Consider the following 16,637-nt stretch of genomic DNA (forward strand, 5'->3'; position numbering starts at 1 on the left):
GCTGAGCCTCGTGCCGCGCCTGGTTCTTTTCAAGTCGCCATGTCGCCAGTGCCTTAATCAATCGACTGGACACACCTGACAAGCGGGGCCAGAAGGAAAAGCGAGCGCGCCGTGCCTCTGTCGCCGAGGAATCGAGGTTCACACAGCAGGCGATACCCGCGTGAAGACGAGGTTCACAGCATTCCATGTTGTCCTCCAGGGTTGGGAGCTGCGCAGCCGATACAACAGCTGCAACGGTATAGACGCCGTCAGAGGCCAAAGGTGCCCAAGCTTGAGGATGCGTGGGAATACGGCTTCGCGCTGGCCCGAGAGGTTGTCGGGCTGTCGCAGCCTGGTTCCTGAGTGCAATCCTGCGACGTACGACAAATCAGAGACATCGCCTGTCATGGCGTCCGCGTCCCCAGGCGCAAGAGTAACGAGAGTTGGGCGGCCTCTGATTTCATCTTCAACCTCAACAAGGTGTCTATGAAACCGGCAGCAGCCCACTCTACCTCCCACGTAGCAGTCGGTAGACCACCGGCACCACGAACAGCGACAACAGCGGCGCGCTGATCATGCCGCCGACCATCGGAGCGGCGATGCGCTGCATCACCTCGCTGCCGGTGCCGCTGCTCCACAGGATCGGCAGCAGGCCGGCCACGATGGTCGCCACGGTCATGGCCTTGGGCCGCACGCGCAGCACGGCCCCCTCGCGGATGGCCTCCAGCAGGGCTTCGCCATCGCCGCGGCCCTGCGACAGCCGATCGCTCCAGGCTTGCTTCAGATACACCAGCATGATCACGCCGAACTCGGCGGCCACGCCGGCCAGCGCGATGAAGCCCACCGCACTGGCCACCGACAGGTTGTGGCCGAGCATCCACAGCAGCCAGACGCCGCCGACGAGTGCGAACGGCAGCGTGGCCATGATGAGCAGGGCCTCGTCCATGCGGCCGAAGGTGAGGTACAGCAGCACGAAGATGATGAGCAGCGTGAACGGCACCACCACCTTGAGCTGCGCGCTGGCGCGCTCCAGGAACTCGAACTGGCCCGACCACGACACCGAATAGCCGGGCGGCAGCGACACCTGCGCCGCCACCGCCTGCTGCATGTCGAGCACCGCGCCGCGCAGGTCGCGGCCGCGCACATCCACGTACACGAAACCGGCCAGGCGCGCGTTCTCGCTGCGCAGCATGGGCGGGCCGTCGTTGACGCGCAGGTCGGCCACGTCGCCCAGCACCAGGCGCTGCCCCACGGGCGTGACCATGGGCAGGGCGCGCAGCCTGGGCAGCGAGTCGCGCAGTTCGGCGGGGTAGCGCAGGTTGATGCTGTAGCGCTGCAGGCCTTCGACCACCTCGCCGATCACCATGCCGCCCACAGCGCTTTCCACCACGGCTTGAACGTCGGCGATGTTGAGACCGTAACGCGCGGCGGCCTCGCGGTCGATGTCGATGTCGATGTAGCGCCCGCCCGTGAGCCGTTCGGCCAGCGCGCTGCTCACGCCGGGCACGGGTTTCACCGCGCGCTCGATCTGCCCGGTGAGCCGGTCGATGGTGGCCAGGTCGGGGCCCGCCACCTTCACGCCCACGGGGCTCTTGATGCCGGTGGCCAGCATGTCGATGCGGTTGCGGATGGGCGGCACCCAGATGTTCGAGAGCCCCGGCACGCGCACCGTGCGGTCGAGCTCTTCCACCAGCCGGTCGGGGGTCATGCCGGCGCGCCACTGCGCGCGCGGCTTGAACTGGATGGTGGTCTCGAACATCTCCAGCGGCGCGGGGTCGGTGGCGGTGTCGGCGCGCCCGGCCTTGCCGTACACGCTCTGCACCTCGGGCAGGGTCTTGATGAGCCGGTCGGTCTGCTGCAGAAGCTCGGCCGCCTTGGCCGCCGAGAGGCCGGGCAGCGCGGTGGGCATGTACAGCAGGTCGCCCTCGTCCAGCGGCGGCATGAACTCGCTGCCGATGCGCTGCAGCGGCCACAGGCTCGCGACCAGCAGCAGCGCCGTCACCCCCAGCGTGAGCCGGGGCCAGGCCAGCACCGCGTCCAGCATGGGCCGATACACGGCGATGAGCGCGCGGTTGATCGGGTTGCGGTGTTCGGCCGGTATGCGCCCTCGGATGAGGTAGCCCATGAGCACCGGGATGAGCGTGACCGCCAGAGCGGCCGAGGCCGCCATGGCGTAGGTCTTGGTGTAGGCCAGCGGCGAGAACAGGCGCCCCTCCTGCGCCTGCAGCGTGAACACCGGCACAAAGCTCAGCGTGATGATGAGCAGCGAGAAGAACAGCGCGGGCCCGACCTCGGCAGCGGCCTTGCCCATCAGCCGCCAGCGCGCCTCGCCCTGCAGCGTCTGCCCCGGGTGGGCCTGGCCCCAGCGTTCCAGGTGCTTGTGCGCGTTCTCGATCATCACGATGGCCGCGTCCACCATGGCGCCGATGGCGATCGCGATGCCGCCCAGCGACATCACGTTGGCATTGATGCCTTGCTGCTGCATCACGATGAAAGCGACCAGCACGCCCAGCGGCAGCGTCACGATGGCCACCAGCGCGCTGCGCACGTGGAAAAGGAAGGCCAGGCAGACCAGCCCGACCACGATGAATTCCTCGATCAGTTTGGTGGTGAGGTTGTCCACCGCGCGCTCGATCAGACCGGAGCGGTCGTACACCGGCACAATCTCCACGCCCGCCGGAAGACCGCGCTGAAGTTCTGCCAGCCGGGCCTTTACGGCGGCGATGGTGCTCAGCGCGTTCTTGCCCGAACGCATCACCACGATGCCGCCCACTGCTTCGCCCTCGCCGTCGAGCTCGCCGATGCCGCGCCGCATCTCGGGGCCGGTCTGCACGCGCGCCACGTCGCCCAGCCGCACCGACACGCCAGCCGGTGTGGTCAACAGCGGTATCGCGCGGAAGTCGTCGAGCGTGCGCAGGTAGCCGCTGGCGCGTACCGCGTACTCGGCCTCGCCCAGCTCGAGCACCGAACCGCCGGCTTCCTGGTTGGCTCGGCCTACGGCATCGCTCACCATGGCCGGCGTGATGCGGTAGGCCTGCAGTCGGTCGGGGTCGAGCACAATCTGGTACTGGCGCACCATGCCCCCGATGCTGGCGACCTCGGCCACGTCAGCCACGGTCTTAAGCTCGAAGCGCAGGAACCAGTCCTGTAGCGCACGCAGCTGTGCCACGTCCTGCTGGCCGGTGCGGTCGATCAGCGCGTACTGGTAGATCCAGCCCACGCCGGTGGCGTCGGGCCCGATGCTGGAGCGGGCGTTGGCGGGCAGGCGCGCCTGGGCCTGGTTCAGGTACTCCAGGACGCGCGAGCGTGCCCAGTAAGGATCCACACCGTCGTCGAACAGCACGTACACGAAGCTGTCGCCGAACATCGAGTAGCCGCGCACCGCCTTGGCGCCCAGCACCGACAGCATGGTGGTGGTCAGCGGGTAGGTCACCTGGTTCTCCACCAGCTGCGGCGCCTGCCCGGGCCAGGTGGTGCGCACGATGACCTGGGTATCGGACAGGTCGGGCAATGCGTCCAGCGGCGTGCGCTGCAAGGCGAGCACGCCCCATGCCGTGACGATCACCGTGGCGACCAGCACGAGCACGCGATTGGCGATGCTCCAGCGGATGAGCCGGGCAATCATCGCGTTGCCCCGGGCGCGACGCGCTGCAGGTCGGTGATTTGCGGAACGTCGCCGTCCTGCATCTGGAATTCGATCTGCACGCGCTCGCCCAAGCCCAGATCGCGTGGCTGGCGCTCGCGCGGCGGCAGCTTGAAGTCCATCGTCATCTCGGGCCAGTTCAGCGACGGCACGGGCGGGTGAGTCAGCGTGACCGTGTCGCCTTCCAGCGCATTGATGACTGCGTCGGTGCGGTGGCTTTGCGGTGCCGGCGGGGCGGGTTCCGTGCCCTGGTTCAGTCTGGCCTCCAGACCGCGCAAGCTGGCCTCCGAGTCGATCAGGAACTGCCCCGAGCGGACCACGCGCTGTCCGGCCTGCAGGCCGGCGATGACCTCGACCTGATCGCCAGCCTCGCGCCCGGTCTGCACCTGCACCGGACGGAATCGCCCGTCGGCCTCCGCCAGCATCACCACGCTGCGCTGCCCGGTGCGGATGACCGCATCGGCCGGCACGAGCAGGCGCATGTCGCCAGCCGGCCGCGCAAAGCGCATCTGCACCAGCATGCCGGGCACCAGCCGCGCGCCGGGGTTGGGCAACTCCAGCCGCGCCTTGAGCGTGCGGGTGGTCGGCTCCACCTGCGGCAGCAGGACCTGCAATCGCCCCTCAAAGGTCTGGCGCGGCACGGCCGGGCTGGTGGCGCTGACCGCCATCCCGGGCATCAGCTCGGCGCTCTGGCTCTCGGGCACCTCGGCCTCGGCCCACACCGTGGCCGTGCCCTGCACGGTCATCAGAGGTGTGCCGGGCATCACCGTCGCGCCCTCGCGCACCATCAGCGCGGTCACCACGCCGGCTTGCGGCGCGCGCAGCGTGAAGCGCGCCTGCAGCACACCGGTGCGTTGCACGAGGTCGATCTGGGCAGGTGACATGCCGGCCTGGCGCATGCGCTGCAGCGCGGCCTCGCGCAGCGTGTCCAGCCCACTGCCCTGCATGCGCGAGATGGCCAGCAGGTCCTCCTGCGCGGCCACCCAGTCGGGCACGTACACATCCAACAGGGGCGCGCCGGCGGCCACGCGATCGAAGGTGGCGCGCACGTGCAGCTTCTCCACAAAGCCGTTGGCGCGGCTCGTCACCGTGGTCTGGTCGCGCTCGTTCCACGCGATGCTGCCCACCGCTGTCACCTCGGCGGACAAGGCCCCGGCCTCCACCACGGCGGTGCGCAAGCCCAGGTTCTGCTGGATGCGCGGGCTCACCGTCACGGTACCGGTGTCCGATCCCTCGGCACCGGCGTAGCGTGGCACCAGCATCATGTCCATGAAGGGCGACTTGGCGGGCGCATCGAAGTTCCTGCCCGGCACCATGGGGTCGTGGTAGTTCAGGATCCGGCGCCCCGTGGCTGGGTCCAGGTCGCCGGCCTTGAGGCCATCGCGCATGTGGCGCCGCGTGGCGTCCTCGCCCTGCGAAATCGTCCACGTGGACGGGTCCGACATCGCCTCAACGGCGGTCGAAGCCCCCGGTTTGGACAGCGCGTCGTCGGCTGTGCTCCGAGGTTCAGCCGAGACGCCCATGCGCACACCACTGCGCACGCCCGATTGCCAGGCGGCAATGCCCACCCCGACCAGCAAGGCAAAGGTGGCAGCGCAGGCTATCCAGCGCGCACGCGTCGATGAAAAGAACGGCTTCATGGGTTCACCTCGCTTGGGTATTGGACGCGGCCGGGGTCGTCGATCGCAGGGCGTCCAGCGCCGACCATGGGCGCGCCGCATCCAGTTCCACGTCGATGCGTTCGATCGACAGGACCACGGCAGCCTCCTGGGCGGCCAGCAGCTCACGCAGCGACAAGGTGCCGGCGCGGTAAGCGGCCATTGAGGCCACGACGCGCTGTCGCGCCAGCGGAAGGCGTTCGCGATCAATCAGCTCGAGCTGCGCCAACGCCGCGGCAAGGGCTTGCTGCCACTCGGCGATCTCCAGTTCACTGACACGGCGCGCTTCATCGACCTCGGCGTCGCGCGCGTCGGCCTCGGCCAGGCGTGCCGACAGTTCACGATCCTGACGCCGCGCACGGTTACTCGCAAGCGGAATCGACACACCCACCGACAGCATGTCGCTGTAGGCGCTGCCGCGCTGGCTGAGCATCAGTTCCACACTCCAGTCGGGATCGCGCTCCAGGTGGGCCAGGTCGGCGGCCGCACGCGCCACCTCGGCACGCGCCTGCAAGGCCTGCACAGCGGGATGCTCATCGAGCCAGCGGCGCGAGGGCTCTTCGACCCACGCCGCTTCGTCCAGCCGAGGCGGCTCGCCGAGCGTGATCTGCCCCTGCACCCCCGTCCATCGCTCCAGTGCCTGGCGCGCGACGCGCTCGCGGGCATCGGCTTCGATGCGAAGTTGCTCGAGCCGCCAGAGCGCATCGCGCGCAGCGAGCAAGTCACTCGGCGTGCCGCGGCCCGAGCGCGCTGCGGCTTCGGCGGCCAGCACTTGCCGCTGCAAGGACTCGCGCTGCGCGGCCAGCAAGCCCAGGCGCTGCTGCGCGGCCCGCAATGCGAACCAGGCCACCGACGTCAGGCGCAGCACCTCGGTGGCCTGCTCGCGATGTCGGGCGTGAGCCGCTTGGGCCTCGCGCTCATACCAGCGAGCGCGCGCCTCGCGCTTGTCACGTCCCGGCAGCGCCTGGGCGATGCCGATGGAGCGCATGGTCATGAAGTCGCGCGTTGTGCGCCAGCGATCGGCGCCGTTGACCGGCAGGTTGTCCAGCGACAGGCGCAACACCGGGTCAGGCCGCTGCGCGGCCGCCACCGCCATCTCGCGCGCAGCACGGGTCTCGGCCTGTAACGCCTTGAGCAGGCCCGAGCGCTGCAACGCCGCGGCCATCGCCGCACTGCGGTCGATGCCCGATGGCGCCTGCGCGCGCAGACCCATCGGCACGGACAAGCCAAGCACAAACACGAACACGAGTGCCAGCGCACCGGGGCCGCGCGAACGCCAGGACGGCCCGCACGGACCGCACAAGAAACGAGACATGGGTCACCTCCTGAACCAGCTGGACCGGATCGGGCCCGGTCGATCACCGCACCGACCCTTGCGCAGCGGCAAGACGGTGCTGAGGGGTTCAGCCGAGGGAGGGGGGCCGCCAGATGGCGGAACGCGCGGATGAGGGTGGTCCGGCGACGTTGAGGGCGAGATGGCGGGTTGTCTGCAGAGCGGGTGCAGCCGACAAACCGCCTGACGGCACGCTGGCCATGGGCGCACCACAGTCCACGCCGGTCTTGCAAGGCTGACCGGTTTTCAGGAAGGTGGCCTCGTCGTTGCAGCAATCGGGCACAGCGCCAGGGCCCGCGTCGTCGGCCATCGCGCCGGATGCCATCACCATGCCCTCCGTCGGGCACGGTTCGACGGGCGCCGCCCAAGACCATGCGCCCTGCAGAGGCAGGGACAGGCAAATCAGCAGCGTGACAAGCCAACGCATGGGCTGCATTCTAGGATTTTCTTCGGAAATCTCAGGCATGTCTCATCAAGCCCCGAGGCGGGGTGCAAGCGCCGCGAAGTCGTTCGCCGCCAGGGTGTATCCGGAAAAGGATAGGTGGATGGAGGCCAGCGGGTCGCTGACTCCCATTTCGGGAGATCAGACACCATCCTCAGCCATCTCGACGTTGGATCTGGAGATGGAAGCACTTCTGTATTCGACAACGCACGTCACTGGTTGTCCCGCGGTACGTTCAGCGAACCGTCAGCTGGCGTATTCAACAGGAACCATCTGCACAAAACGTAGGGCGTTGCGGTGGCGGCAGGTGTTCTGTACCCGTTGACGGGCGGGTTGCTTTCTCCTTGAGCGCGGCCCAGACGATGATCCTGAGTTTGGCGTCGTTGATTGGTAACGCCTTTTGACTGCGCTCCGGCTGCTGAGCCGGATATGGCGTCCAGCGGAGCACCTGACGAAGATGTAATGGGCTTGCAGGGATGGCGTCATGGCCGGCGCCCTATCGTGGCGGCGTACTCACGTACCCCGGGGCGTGCAGCAGCACCCCGGGCATCAGCAAGGAAACGCCATGAAATCCCAGTTTGTCATTGCCGCGCTGCTGTTTGCCAGCGCCTCTGTTTTTGCAGGCGACGCCGCGCGCCAGGCCGCTGCCGAGGTCACGCCACTCAAGGATGGCGGCGCCCTCTACCTGTTCAAGGACGGCAAGATGGCCAAGGAAGATCGCTTCGGCCGAGCCGAGTATCTGCGCGCGGGCGCGACACTTCTGACGGCGAGTGACAAGCAGGTCCCCGTCACGAGCAACGAGGTCGCACGCCTGTCGTATCTGCTAAGCAAGGGGCACAGCAACCACTGACCCCATTCCTGGCGATCGCGCTAGCGGGTCGTGAACTCGAGCGCGAACGTGTTGACCCCGTCTGCGGAGCGCACCGTCACCTCGCCGTGGTGAGCGTGCATGATGGCCTTGGTGATGGGAAGCCCCAAGCCCACCCCCTCGGAAGCGTCCCGGCTTCGGCCGGGGCTCAGGCGCACGAAGCGATCAAAAAGCTGCTGGTGGGATGCAACCGGAATATGCGGACCGAGGTTGCTGACCGCCAGCACTACACCGGTATCGGATGGTCTCACCACAATCGACACGGTAGAGCCAGCATCGGCGTGCCGCACGGCGTTGGAGAGCAGATTACTGATGGCACGGCGAATCATCAATCGGTCGCCCGCCACTTCGCCGACGCCATCGACACCGATGGTCAGATACTTTTCGCTGGCCACAGCCTCGTAGAACTCCACGATTGACCGGGCCTCTGCCACCAGGTCCACAGGTTCGCGCAAAGGCAATTCATGCAAGTTTTCGGTCTTGGCCAACAGCAACATGTCGGAAATCGTGCGCGCCAGACGCTGAAGTTCTTCCGATATGGTGGCCAGGCTGCTGCGATAGTCCTGCGGCGTTCGCTGCTGTGCGAGCGTGACCTGCGCAGCGGTCAGCAAATTGCTCACGGGCGTGCGCATCTCATGAGCCAGGTCCGATGAAAACGCGCTGAGGCGCTCGAAGTCGGCTTGCAGGCGATCCAGCATGTTGTTGAGCGACAGGGCCAGTTCGCGCATTTCCCGAGGGACACTCTCGGCGGGCATGCGCTCGGCCAGGTGCTGGGCGCTCAGGCGCTCAGCTCGCGCCTTCATGGCTGTCAATGGCTTGAGGCCGCCTCGGCTTGCCATCCACCCTAGCAAGGTGCCGGCCAACACGGCGACCAACGCGTAGCCCGCGATCTTGAGCGTCAAGTCATCGAGAAAGTGCCGGTGATGGCTCGTATCGACGGCCGCGGTCACCGATATCTGCCCGGGCGCGTTGGCGCCCAAATCCAGCACGAAGCGCTGGGCGTACAGGCTGCCATTGGTGTCACGCCAGGCCAGGCCTTGGAGACTTGTCTCCAAACCTTCCCGCACGGCATCGGGCATGCTGAGGTCGCCCTGCTCCAGCAGCACGCCTGAATGGCCGCTGACCCGAAGGTACAGGCCGTCATGACCATGTGTGCTCGTGGCCAGTCGACGGCGCAAATCGTCCTCGGTTTGGCTCGCCTGAACCGCTTCTTCCACAAGGTGCACCTTGCTCATCAACAGCGAGCGATCCAGTTCGATGAAATGCGCGCTTGTTTCCCGAAACACGAGCGTCGAGAAACCGGCCAAAACGAGCGCAACAACACCCGCGAACAGAATGGTCAGACGCGCGGTGAGTGACATGCTTGCCTGCAATCAGTGATCGGGTTCGTCGAGAACGTAGCCCATGCCTCGCACCGTCTGCAGGAGCTTGGTGTCGAAGCCATCGTCGATCTTGGCGCGCAGTCGCCGCACCGCCACGTCGATCACATTGCTGTCGCTGTCGAAATTGATGTCCCACACCAGCGACGCAATCAGCGTCCGAGGAAGGACCTCACCGCGGCGTCGCATGAAGAGCTCCAGTAGCCCGAACTCCTTGGCGGTCAGGTCTACGCGCCGACCTGACCGCGTGACGCGGCGACGGACAAGGTCCAGCTGCAAGTCTGCGATCTGCAAGGACGTCGTATCTTGAATTTGGCCGCCACGCCTTAGCAGCGTCTTGATGCGGGCAAGCAACTCGGAGAAAGAAAACGGTTTGATCAGGTAGTCGTCGGCGCCCAGCTCCAGGCCTTTGACGCGATCCTCCACGCTGTCTCGGGCGGTCAGGTACAGCACCGGCAACTGGCTCTTCTTGCGCCGCAAAGAGCTCAGCACAGACCAACCGTCGATGCCTGGCAACATGACATCCAGGATCACGAGGCCGTAGTCGCCCTCGGTGGCCTCGTGCAATCCGTCGACACCGTTGCGGGCCAACTCACAGAAGTATCCAGCCTCCCTCAGCCCTTGCTTGAGGTATTCGCCCGTGTGGGCTTCGTCTTCGATGATGAGGATCTTCACGCTACTCGACTCCGATCATTGGCAGTTTGCCACGCCGTTTGTGCAGACCCAACATGACAAATCTGTAATGAAACGGACAGACGCCTGTGTGCGGGCAGTCAGAACAATGCCCTCATCGATCAGCAAAGGAGTCCACGTGAAGAGAGTTCGATGGAAAACGCGGGGGTTGGTCCTCCTCGCGGCGATGGCGTCCGCGGGCTTGGTTGCCGCGCAAAGCACCGCAGCCGAACAGGCGTCGGACTGGCGCTCTGCGAACGACGCGGTCGGCCAGTTCAAACGAGGGCACGCCGACATCCTCAAGTGGGAGGCGCAAAACGCCCCTGCGCCAGTTGCCGAGCCGAAGCTCGAACCCGGCTTCCCGCTGCCGACGATGGAGAGCGTTGTTCGCGCGGCCTGGAAGCCACACCTTGAACTTCGCAGCGTGATGTCCCGATTGGGTCAGGAGAACGCTGACCGCATTGCAACTGGGCAATGGCTGGACGTCGATGCGCGTCACCAGCGCCGTGTGGGCGGGTTCGACGAATTGCTGGACGTCGCGGTGGATGCCCGCAAGGCATGGCTGAGCGCCGTGGCGGCGAAACAGGCGCTGCGCCTGCAACAGGAATCGCTCGACGCCGCGCAGGCGGCCACCGAACTGGGGCGTCGCATGGTCAAAGTGGGCAACTGGAGTGCGTACCAGCAAAGCCGCGTCGAATTGGGGCTCTCCGCGGAGAAGACGGCGCTTCTTCAGGCCCGTGTCGCAGCGGCGCAATCGGAACAAGCGTTGTTGAAACTGCTGCGCCTCAACGGCGTGTATCAGCGGTTGGATCTGCCCGACACGCTGCCCGATCTGCCCAAAGATCTGCCGAGCGGCGAGCGTCTGAATGCCGAGCTGAGAGAGATCTCCGCTCAGCTGCCTGTCGTGAATCAAACCAAAGCAAAAACCAACTTCGATCTCGCCGTTGGTGCGTGGGAGGCCACGTTGGGCGTCGCTCGCGCGTACCGCAACGAGGTGATGACCCAACGCAACCTGATCGTCGACGAAAGCGTGCTTCAGTACAACGGCATGCTCAAGAGCGTGTGGGAACTGCTCAGCGAAGTTCAGGCCCGCGCCCAGGCGCAGCGCAACACCGTGAACGCGGTACGCGACTACTGGTTTGCCGAAACCGACCTGCTGTGGGTACTTCAAGGCGGAGAACCCACGTCCTTCGTCACACCGGGCGCACCTGCCGGTGAGGGCGCTGCTGCCGCCGGACATTGAACCCAACAAACCATCCAAAAAATGAGCAATCGACGTCAATTCTTCGCGGGCGCCGCCGCCACCATGGCCGGTCTCACCGTTGCACGATCGGCGCTGGCCGCCCTCCCCGAGCCCGTCATCCAGACCTCTGTTGACACAGCGGCACCTCTTGTTCCCAATACCGGGCGCCCATACAACCCGGTGGTCACGCTCAATGGCTGGAGCCTCCCCTGGCGCATGAACAATGGCGTGAAGGAGTTCCACCTGGTGGCCGAGCCCGTGGTGCGCGAGATGGCGCCCGGCTTCAAAGTCAATATGTGGGGCTACAACGGACAAAGCCCTGGACCGACCATTGAGGTCGTTGAGGGCGACCGCGTGCGCATCTTCGTAACCAACAAGCTCCCCGAGCACACCACCATCCATTGGCACGGCCAGCGCCTGCCCAGCGGCATGGATGGCGTCGGCGGCTTGAACCAGCCCGCCATTCCAGTGGGCAAGACCTTCGTCTACGAGTTTGAGGCACGTCGCCCCGGCACCTTCATGTATCACCCGCACGCCGACGAGATGGTGCAGATGGCCATGGGCATGATGGGCTTCTGGGTCACGCACCCCAAAGGCAAGCATCCCCACATCAGCGACGTCGACCGCGACTTCTGCTTCCTGCTCAACGCCTTCGACGTCGAGCCCGGCAGCAAGACGCCCAAGGTCAACACCATGACCGACTTCAACATCTGGGCTTGGAACAGTCGTATCTTCCCAGGCATCGACACGCTCAACGTGCGCCTGAACGATCGCGTGCGCATCCGCGTGGGCAACCTGACGATGACCAACCACCCCATTCACTTGCACGGCCATGAATTCCTGGTGACCGGCACAGATGGTGGACCCACGCCGCCCTCCACGCGCTGGTACGAGGTGACCACAGATGTAGCAGTCGGTCAGATGCGCCAGATCGAGCTGATTGCCGACGAAGAAGGCGACTGGGCCGTCCATTGCCACAAGAGCCACCACACCATGAACGCCATGGGTCACGATGTACCCACGATGATTGGAGTGGACCACCGTGGTCTGGTAAACAAGATCCAGCGCGTGGCGCCGGACTACATGGTGATGGGCGAGCGAGGTATGGCCGACATGGGCGAGATGCAGATGCCCATCCCCGACAACACCGCACCCATGATGACCGGCACCGGCCAGTTCGGTCCCATCGAAATGGGTGGCATGTTCAGCGTGTTCAAGGTCCGCAAAGACCAGAAGCCGGGAGACTACAAAGATCCCGGTCCCTACAAGTTTCCGCAAGGCACCGTTGCCTATGAATGGTCAGGTGCCACCCCGACCGCGCCACGTTCAGCCGCCGTCAGTAGCAGCGGCAAGGCCGAAGCAACGGCTGTGAAGCCCTCGCACAGCGCGAAGCACCACTGACGCCTCGCATTCAGTTCCGTTCGTACGACATCTCACCATTTTGGAGTCATTCATGAAACTTCGCACTGCGGCCCTGCTCCTGTCACTGGCCTCGATCACCACCCTCGCGAGCGCCCATGGCAACGAGGAGCACAAGAAGGCCGGACCGGTCAAGATGGAGCAAAAGCCCTGGGGCATTGCCGGCAACGCCAAGGCGGTGAGTCGCACCATTGAGATCGGTATGACCGACGCCATGCGTTTCACGCCGGACAAGCTGGAAGTGCGGGAAGGTGAAACGGTGCGTTTCGTCCACACCAACTCGGGCAAGGTGATGCACGAGTTTGTGCTGGGCACCAAGAAGGAACTCGATGAGCACGCGGCGCTGATGAAGAAATTCCCCGGCATGGAGCACGAGGAGCCCTACATGTCGCATGTGGCGCCCGGCAAGCGGGGCGAGATCGTCTGGCAATTCAACCGCGCTGGCGAATTCGACTTCGCCTGCCTGCTGCCCGGCCACTACGAAGCCGGCATGGTCGGCAAGATCAAGGTCGTGGCCAAGTAAGTCACCCCGCTCATCTCAATAACTGGGACAAAGAACATGAAACTCACTTCCATTCTCGCGGTGGCCAGCCTTTCCCTGGCAGCACTCACCCAACCTGCGATGGCTCAGACCATGGACCACGGCAAGATGGGCATGACCCAGGATCTGCCCATGGTCGACGCCGAGGTGCGGCGAGTCGACAAAGAGAACGGCAAGGTCACCCTCAAGCACGGCGCCATCAAGAACATGGACATGCCGCCGATGACCATGGTCTTCACCGCGCGCGACAAGGCCATGCTCGAAGGCATCGCTGTGGGCGACAAGGTGCAATTCACCGCCGTCAACGAGAAGGGGCAAATGCTGGTCGAGTCGATCAAGGCCATCAAGCCTTGACCTCTTGTTGACGCCCCGGATGCCCATGGAGCTCTGATGCGTCGCTGGATCGCGCCCCTGCTCTTAATGGACTTGCCTTGGCAGTCCCCGGCCATCATGGGCTCGTGAACCATGCCCTGAGCCTTAAGCTTGGAAGCTATCGTTTTTCGATGCGATGACCGACGTCCGCGATAACGGCATGGTCGACGGCAGCGTCAACTCCTGCAACGACTTTGCCGCCCGGCGCGCACCGGTCAGGTGTGCTAGGTCGATGCCGCACGTGTATCAGCCCGCGACTGGCCGGCGCTAGCCGCCTTCGTCGTGACCTTTGCCGCACTACCAAGCGTCCCACACGTCCGTGACCGGCGTGGCAGGCACCCTGGCTCAAACCTTCCGGCGTCTGGCGATCACTTGCGCGGTTTGCGGCATTCGCACTCAGCGAGTGCGTATTCGCGAGCTGCCAGTACTGTCCCAACTCTGGCAAGTTCTTATGGTGTCCTCGCCCAGCGCTGCCATTGGCTGCACTGGGCGTTGCGCGCATCAGTGCGCCCCACAGGCGGGGCTTATCTTCCGGTCCGTCTCCCCAGCCCTCCGTACCCTTGTCTGGAACCAAGCACTCATCCTCGCGCAGGCGCGCTCGGCAGAGCGTAGAAGCGCTCAACCTAGCTGGGCCAAGCTGCTCCGAGGCCGACCAAGGGAGTGAGCGCGTGGATGCCCAGCCATATGTCTCAGACGCGCGCCGAGCGAAGCCTCAGTGCGTTCAGCACCACCGACAGCGACGAGGCGCTCATGGCGAAGGCGGCGAAGATCGGCCCGATGAGCAGGCCGATGAAGGGGTAGAGAATACCCGCGGCTACCGGTACGCCGGCGGCGTTGTAGACCAGCGCGAAGAACAGGTTCTGGCGGATGTTCCTCATCGTCGCGGTAGCCAGCCGCCGTGCGCGCACGATGCCGGTCAGGTCGCCCTTGACGAGGGTGAAGCCGGCGCTCTCGATAGCCACATCGGCGCCGGTGCCCATCGCGATGCCCACATCGGCCTGCGCCAGCGCCGGCGCGTCGTTGACGCCGTCGCCGGCCATCGCCACCTTGCGCCCCTGGGCCTGCAACTCCTGGACGATGCGGGCCTTGTCTTGGGGAAGGACGTCGGCGCGGATTTCGTCGATGCCCAGACGCGCGGCGACCGCCTTGGCCGTGCGCTCGTTGTCGCCGGTGGCCATAATGAGGCGCAGGCCCAGCGCGTGAAGTGCCTTGATCGCCTCCGGCGTACTGGCCTTGACCGGGTCGGCCACCGACACCAGACCGGCAACGGCTCCGTCCAGCACAACAAACATGACCGTCTGGCCTTCGTCGCGTGCGGCGTCGGCCTTGGCGGACAGCTCCGTGCCGTCGAGACCCAGATCCTTGACCAACTTGAGGTTGCCCAATGCCACCGATTTACCGTCGACGCGGCCTTTGACGCCCTTGCCGGTGACCGCCTCGAAGTCCTGCGCCTCGACCAACTTGACGCCACGCTCCTCCGCACCCTTCACGATGGCCTCGGCCAGTGGGTGCTCCGAGCCCTTCTCCAGGGTCGCAGCCAGACGCAACACCTCGGCTTCGTCGTGCCCCGGCTCGGGCATCACGGCCACCAGCTTCGGCTTGCCCTCGGTGAGAGTGCCGGTCTTGTCGACGATCAGCGTATCGACCTTCTCGAAGCGCTCCAGCGCCTCGGCGTTCTTGATGAGCACACCCATCTGCGCGCCGCGGCCGGTGGCGGTCATGATCGACATCGGCGTGGCCAGCCCCAGCGCACAGGGGCAGGCGATGATAAGCACCGCCACCGCCGACACCAGCGCGTAGGCCAGTGCCGGCGCCGGACCCCAGATCGCCCAGGCGATGAACGAGGCCACCGCAATGCCGATCACCGCCGGCACGAAGCGGCCGGCCACCATGTCGGCCCACTTCTGGATCGGCGCACGGCTCTTCTGCGCGCTGGCCACCATGTCCACGATCTGCGCCAGCAGGGTGTCGGCACCGACACGCGTGGCTTCCATCACCAAGCTGCCGGTACCGTTGATCGTGGCGCCGGTGAGCCTGTCGCCGGCCACCTTCTCGACCGGCACCGGCTCGCCGGTGATCATGCTCTCGTCGATTGAAGAGCGGCCGTCAACGACGGTGCCGTCCACCGGCACCTTGTCACCCGGGCGCACGCGCAGGCGGTCGCCAACCTGCACCTGCTCGAGCGGGATCTCAGCTTCTGTGCCGTCGGGGCGGATCACGCGCGCGGTCTTTGCCGCGAGGTCGAGCAGCGCGCGAATCGCTTTGCCGGTGCCTTCGCGAGCTCGAAGCTCCATCACCTGGCCAAGCAGCACCAGAGTGACGATGACCGCAGCGGCCTCGAAGTAGACGCCGACCGTACCGGTCGCTGGGTCGCGAAATCCGGCCGGGAAGATTCCTGGCGCGGCCAGCGCTACCACCGAGTAGATGAACGCCGCCGCCACGCCCATGCCGATGAGGCTGAACATGTTCAGACTCCAGGTGCGGAACGAGGTCCAGCCACGCTCGAAGAAGGGCCAGCCGGACCACAGGATCACCGGTGTGGACAGCGCGAGCTCGATCCACATTGCATTGTGCTCGCCGAAAAATTCGCGCACGGCGGTGATACCAAGGAATGGCGACATCGTCAGCACGAGCAAAGGCACCGTCAGCACAGTGGCAACCCATAGGCGACGCGTGAAGTCCACGAGCTCAGGGTTCGGGCCGTCGTCGGCCGCGGCCGAGGCGCCCTCTAGCTGCAGGCCCATGCCGCATAGCGGGCAGGCGCCGGGCCTGGTCTGGCGCACCTCGGGGTGCATCGGGCAGGTGTAGACGCTACCGCGCCAGTCGGCTGGCACCTTGTCATAGGCGCTGGCCGCTGTTGCCTTGGCAGGTGTCGACGCGCCATGCGCGGCTTGACCGTGACCTGCGTGATCGTGGTGCGCATGGCCAGCATGGCCATGAACAGCATGGGCGTCGGCCGAGACCTGATCCATTGGCACCAGAAACATGCCGCACTTCGGGCACTTGCCGGGGGAATCCTGCTGGACCTCCGTGTGCATCGGGCACGTATAGGTCGTCACGGCATCGATTGCGACCTGTCCGGTCGATC

At 65.7% G+C, this 16,637-nt stretch carries 12 protein-coding genes; 5 read left to right on the forward strand and 7 right to left on the reverse strand.

Going from position 1 to position 16,637, the window contains the following annotated elements; all coding sequences use genetic code 11:
* Positions 1-487: 487 nt before the first annotated feature.
* The 4 genes from WDZ95_RS14110 to WDZ95_RS14125 all read right to left on the reverse strand — a co-directional run bounded on the left by WDZ95_RS14110 (position 488) and on the right by WDZ95_RS14125 (position 7,079).
* The gene (locus tag WDZ95_RS14110; RefSeq protein ID WP_166228571.1) at positions 488-3,604 is read right to left on the reverse strand and encodes an efflux RND transporter permease subunit; all 3,117 of its coding nucleotides are present in this window, start codon (positions 3,602-3,604) and stop codon (positions 488-490) included.
* A complete protein-coding gene (locus WDZ95_RS14115) occupies positions 3,601-5,262 on the reverse strand; it encodes an efflux RND transporter periplasmic adaptor subunit (RefSeq protein ID WP_070400930.1) in 1,662 nt (553 codons plus the stop codon). The genes WDZ95_RS14110 and WDZ95_RS14115 overlap by 4 nt, the downstream gene beginning before the upstream one ends.
* Positions 5,263-5,266: 4 nt before the next feature.
* A complete protein-coding gene (locus WDZ95_RS14120) occupies positions 5,267-6,595 on the reverse strand; it encodes a TolC family protein (protein ID WP_166228573.1) in 1,329 nt (442 codons plus the stop codon).
* 88 nt (positions 6,596-6,683) lie between these two features.
* Positions 6,684-7,079: a hypothetical protein gene (locus WDZ95_RS14125; RefSeq protein ID WP_166228575.1), complete on the reverse strand. Its 396-nt coding sequence runs from the start codon at positions 7,077-7,079 to the stop codon at positions 6,684-6,686.
* A 541-nt stretch (positions 7,080-7,620) separates the two neighbouring features.
* Between WDZ95_RS14125 and WDZ95_RS14130 the strand changes: the two genes are divergently transcribed.
* On the forward strand, positions 7,621-7,905 hold the full coding sequence (locus WDZ95_RS14130; RefSeq protein WP_070400929.1) for a CopK family periplasmic copper-binding protein: 285 nt from the start codon (positions 7,621-7,623) through the stop codon (positions 7,903-7,905).
* 20 nt (positions 7,906-7,925) lie between these two features.
* Here WDZ95_RS14130 and WDZ95_RS14135 read toward each other — a convergent pair whose 3' ends face one another.
* A complete protein-coding gene (locus tag WDZ95_RS14135) occupies positions 7,926-9,284 on the reverse strand; it encodes a heavy metal sensor histidine kinase (RefSeq protein ID WP_166228577.1) in 1,359 nt (452 codons plus the stop codon).
* A 12-nt stretch (positions 9,285-9,296) separates the two neighbouring features.
* Positions 9,297-9,977, reverse strand: a complete 681-nt coding sequence (locus tag WDZ95_RS14140; protein WP_070400928.1) for a heavy metal response regulator transcription factor — start codon at positions 9,975-9,977, stop codon at positions 9,297-9,299.
* A gap of 166 nt (positions 9,978-10,143) precedes the next feature.
* Between WDZ95_RS14140 and WDZ95_RS14145 the strand changes: the two genes are divergently transcribed.
* From WDZ95_RS14145 to WDZ95_RS14160, 4 genes are read left to right on the forward strand one after another with little or no spacing between them, the layout of a single operon-like run.
* On the forward strand, positions 10,144-11,217 hold the full coding sequence (locus tag WDZ95_RS14145) for a TolC family protein (RefSeq protein ID WP_070400927.1): 1,074 nt from the start codon (positions 10,144-10,146) through the stop codon (positions 11,215-11,217).
* Between the two features lie 21 nt (positions 11,218-11,238).
* Positions 11,239-12,618: a multicopper oxidase family protein gene (locus WDZ95_RS14150; RefSeq protein ID WP_070400926.1), complete on the forward strand. Its 1,380-nt coding sequence runs from the start codon at positions 11,239-11,241 to the stop codon at positions 12,616-12,618.
* 52 nt (positions 12,619-12,670) lie between these two features.
* Positions 12,671-13,159, forward strand: coding sequence for a cupredoxin domain-containing protein (locus WDZ95_RS14155; protein ID WP_070400925.1), 489 nt, complete (start codon positions 12,671-12,673; stop codon positions 13,157-13,159).
* A 36-nt stretch (positions 13,160-13,195) separates the two neighbouring features.
* The gene (locus tag WDZ95_RS14160) at positions 13,196-13,531 is read left to right on the forward strand and encodes a copper-binding protein (RefSeq protein ID WP_070400924.1); all 336 of its coding nucleotides are present in this window, start codon (positions 13,196-13,198) and stop codon (positions 13,529-13,531) included.
* 707 nt (positions 13,532-14,238) lie between these two features.
* On the opposite strand, the gene WDZ95_RS14165 is transcribed toward WDZ95_RS14160, so the two are convergent.
* Positions 14,239-16,587 carry a copper-transporting P-type ATPase gene (locus WDZ95_RS14165; RefSeq protein ID WP_205710784.1) on the reverse strand — a complete coding sequence of 783 codons (2,349 nt, stop codon included), beginning with the start codon at positions 16,585-16,587 and terminating at the stop codon, positions 14,239-14,241.
* Positions 16,588-16,637: the final 50 nt, after the last annotated feature.

Origin of the sequence: Hydrogenophaga sp. T2 (assembly GCF_049843535.1) — a bacterium.
GTDB lineage: Bacteria > Pseudomonadota > Gammaproteobacteria > Burkholderiales > Burkholderiaceae_C > Hydrogenophaga > Hydrogenophaga crocea.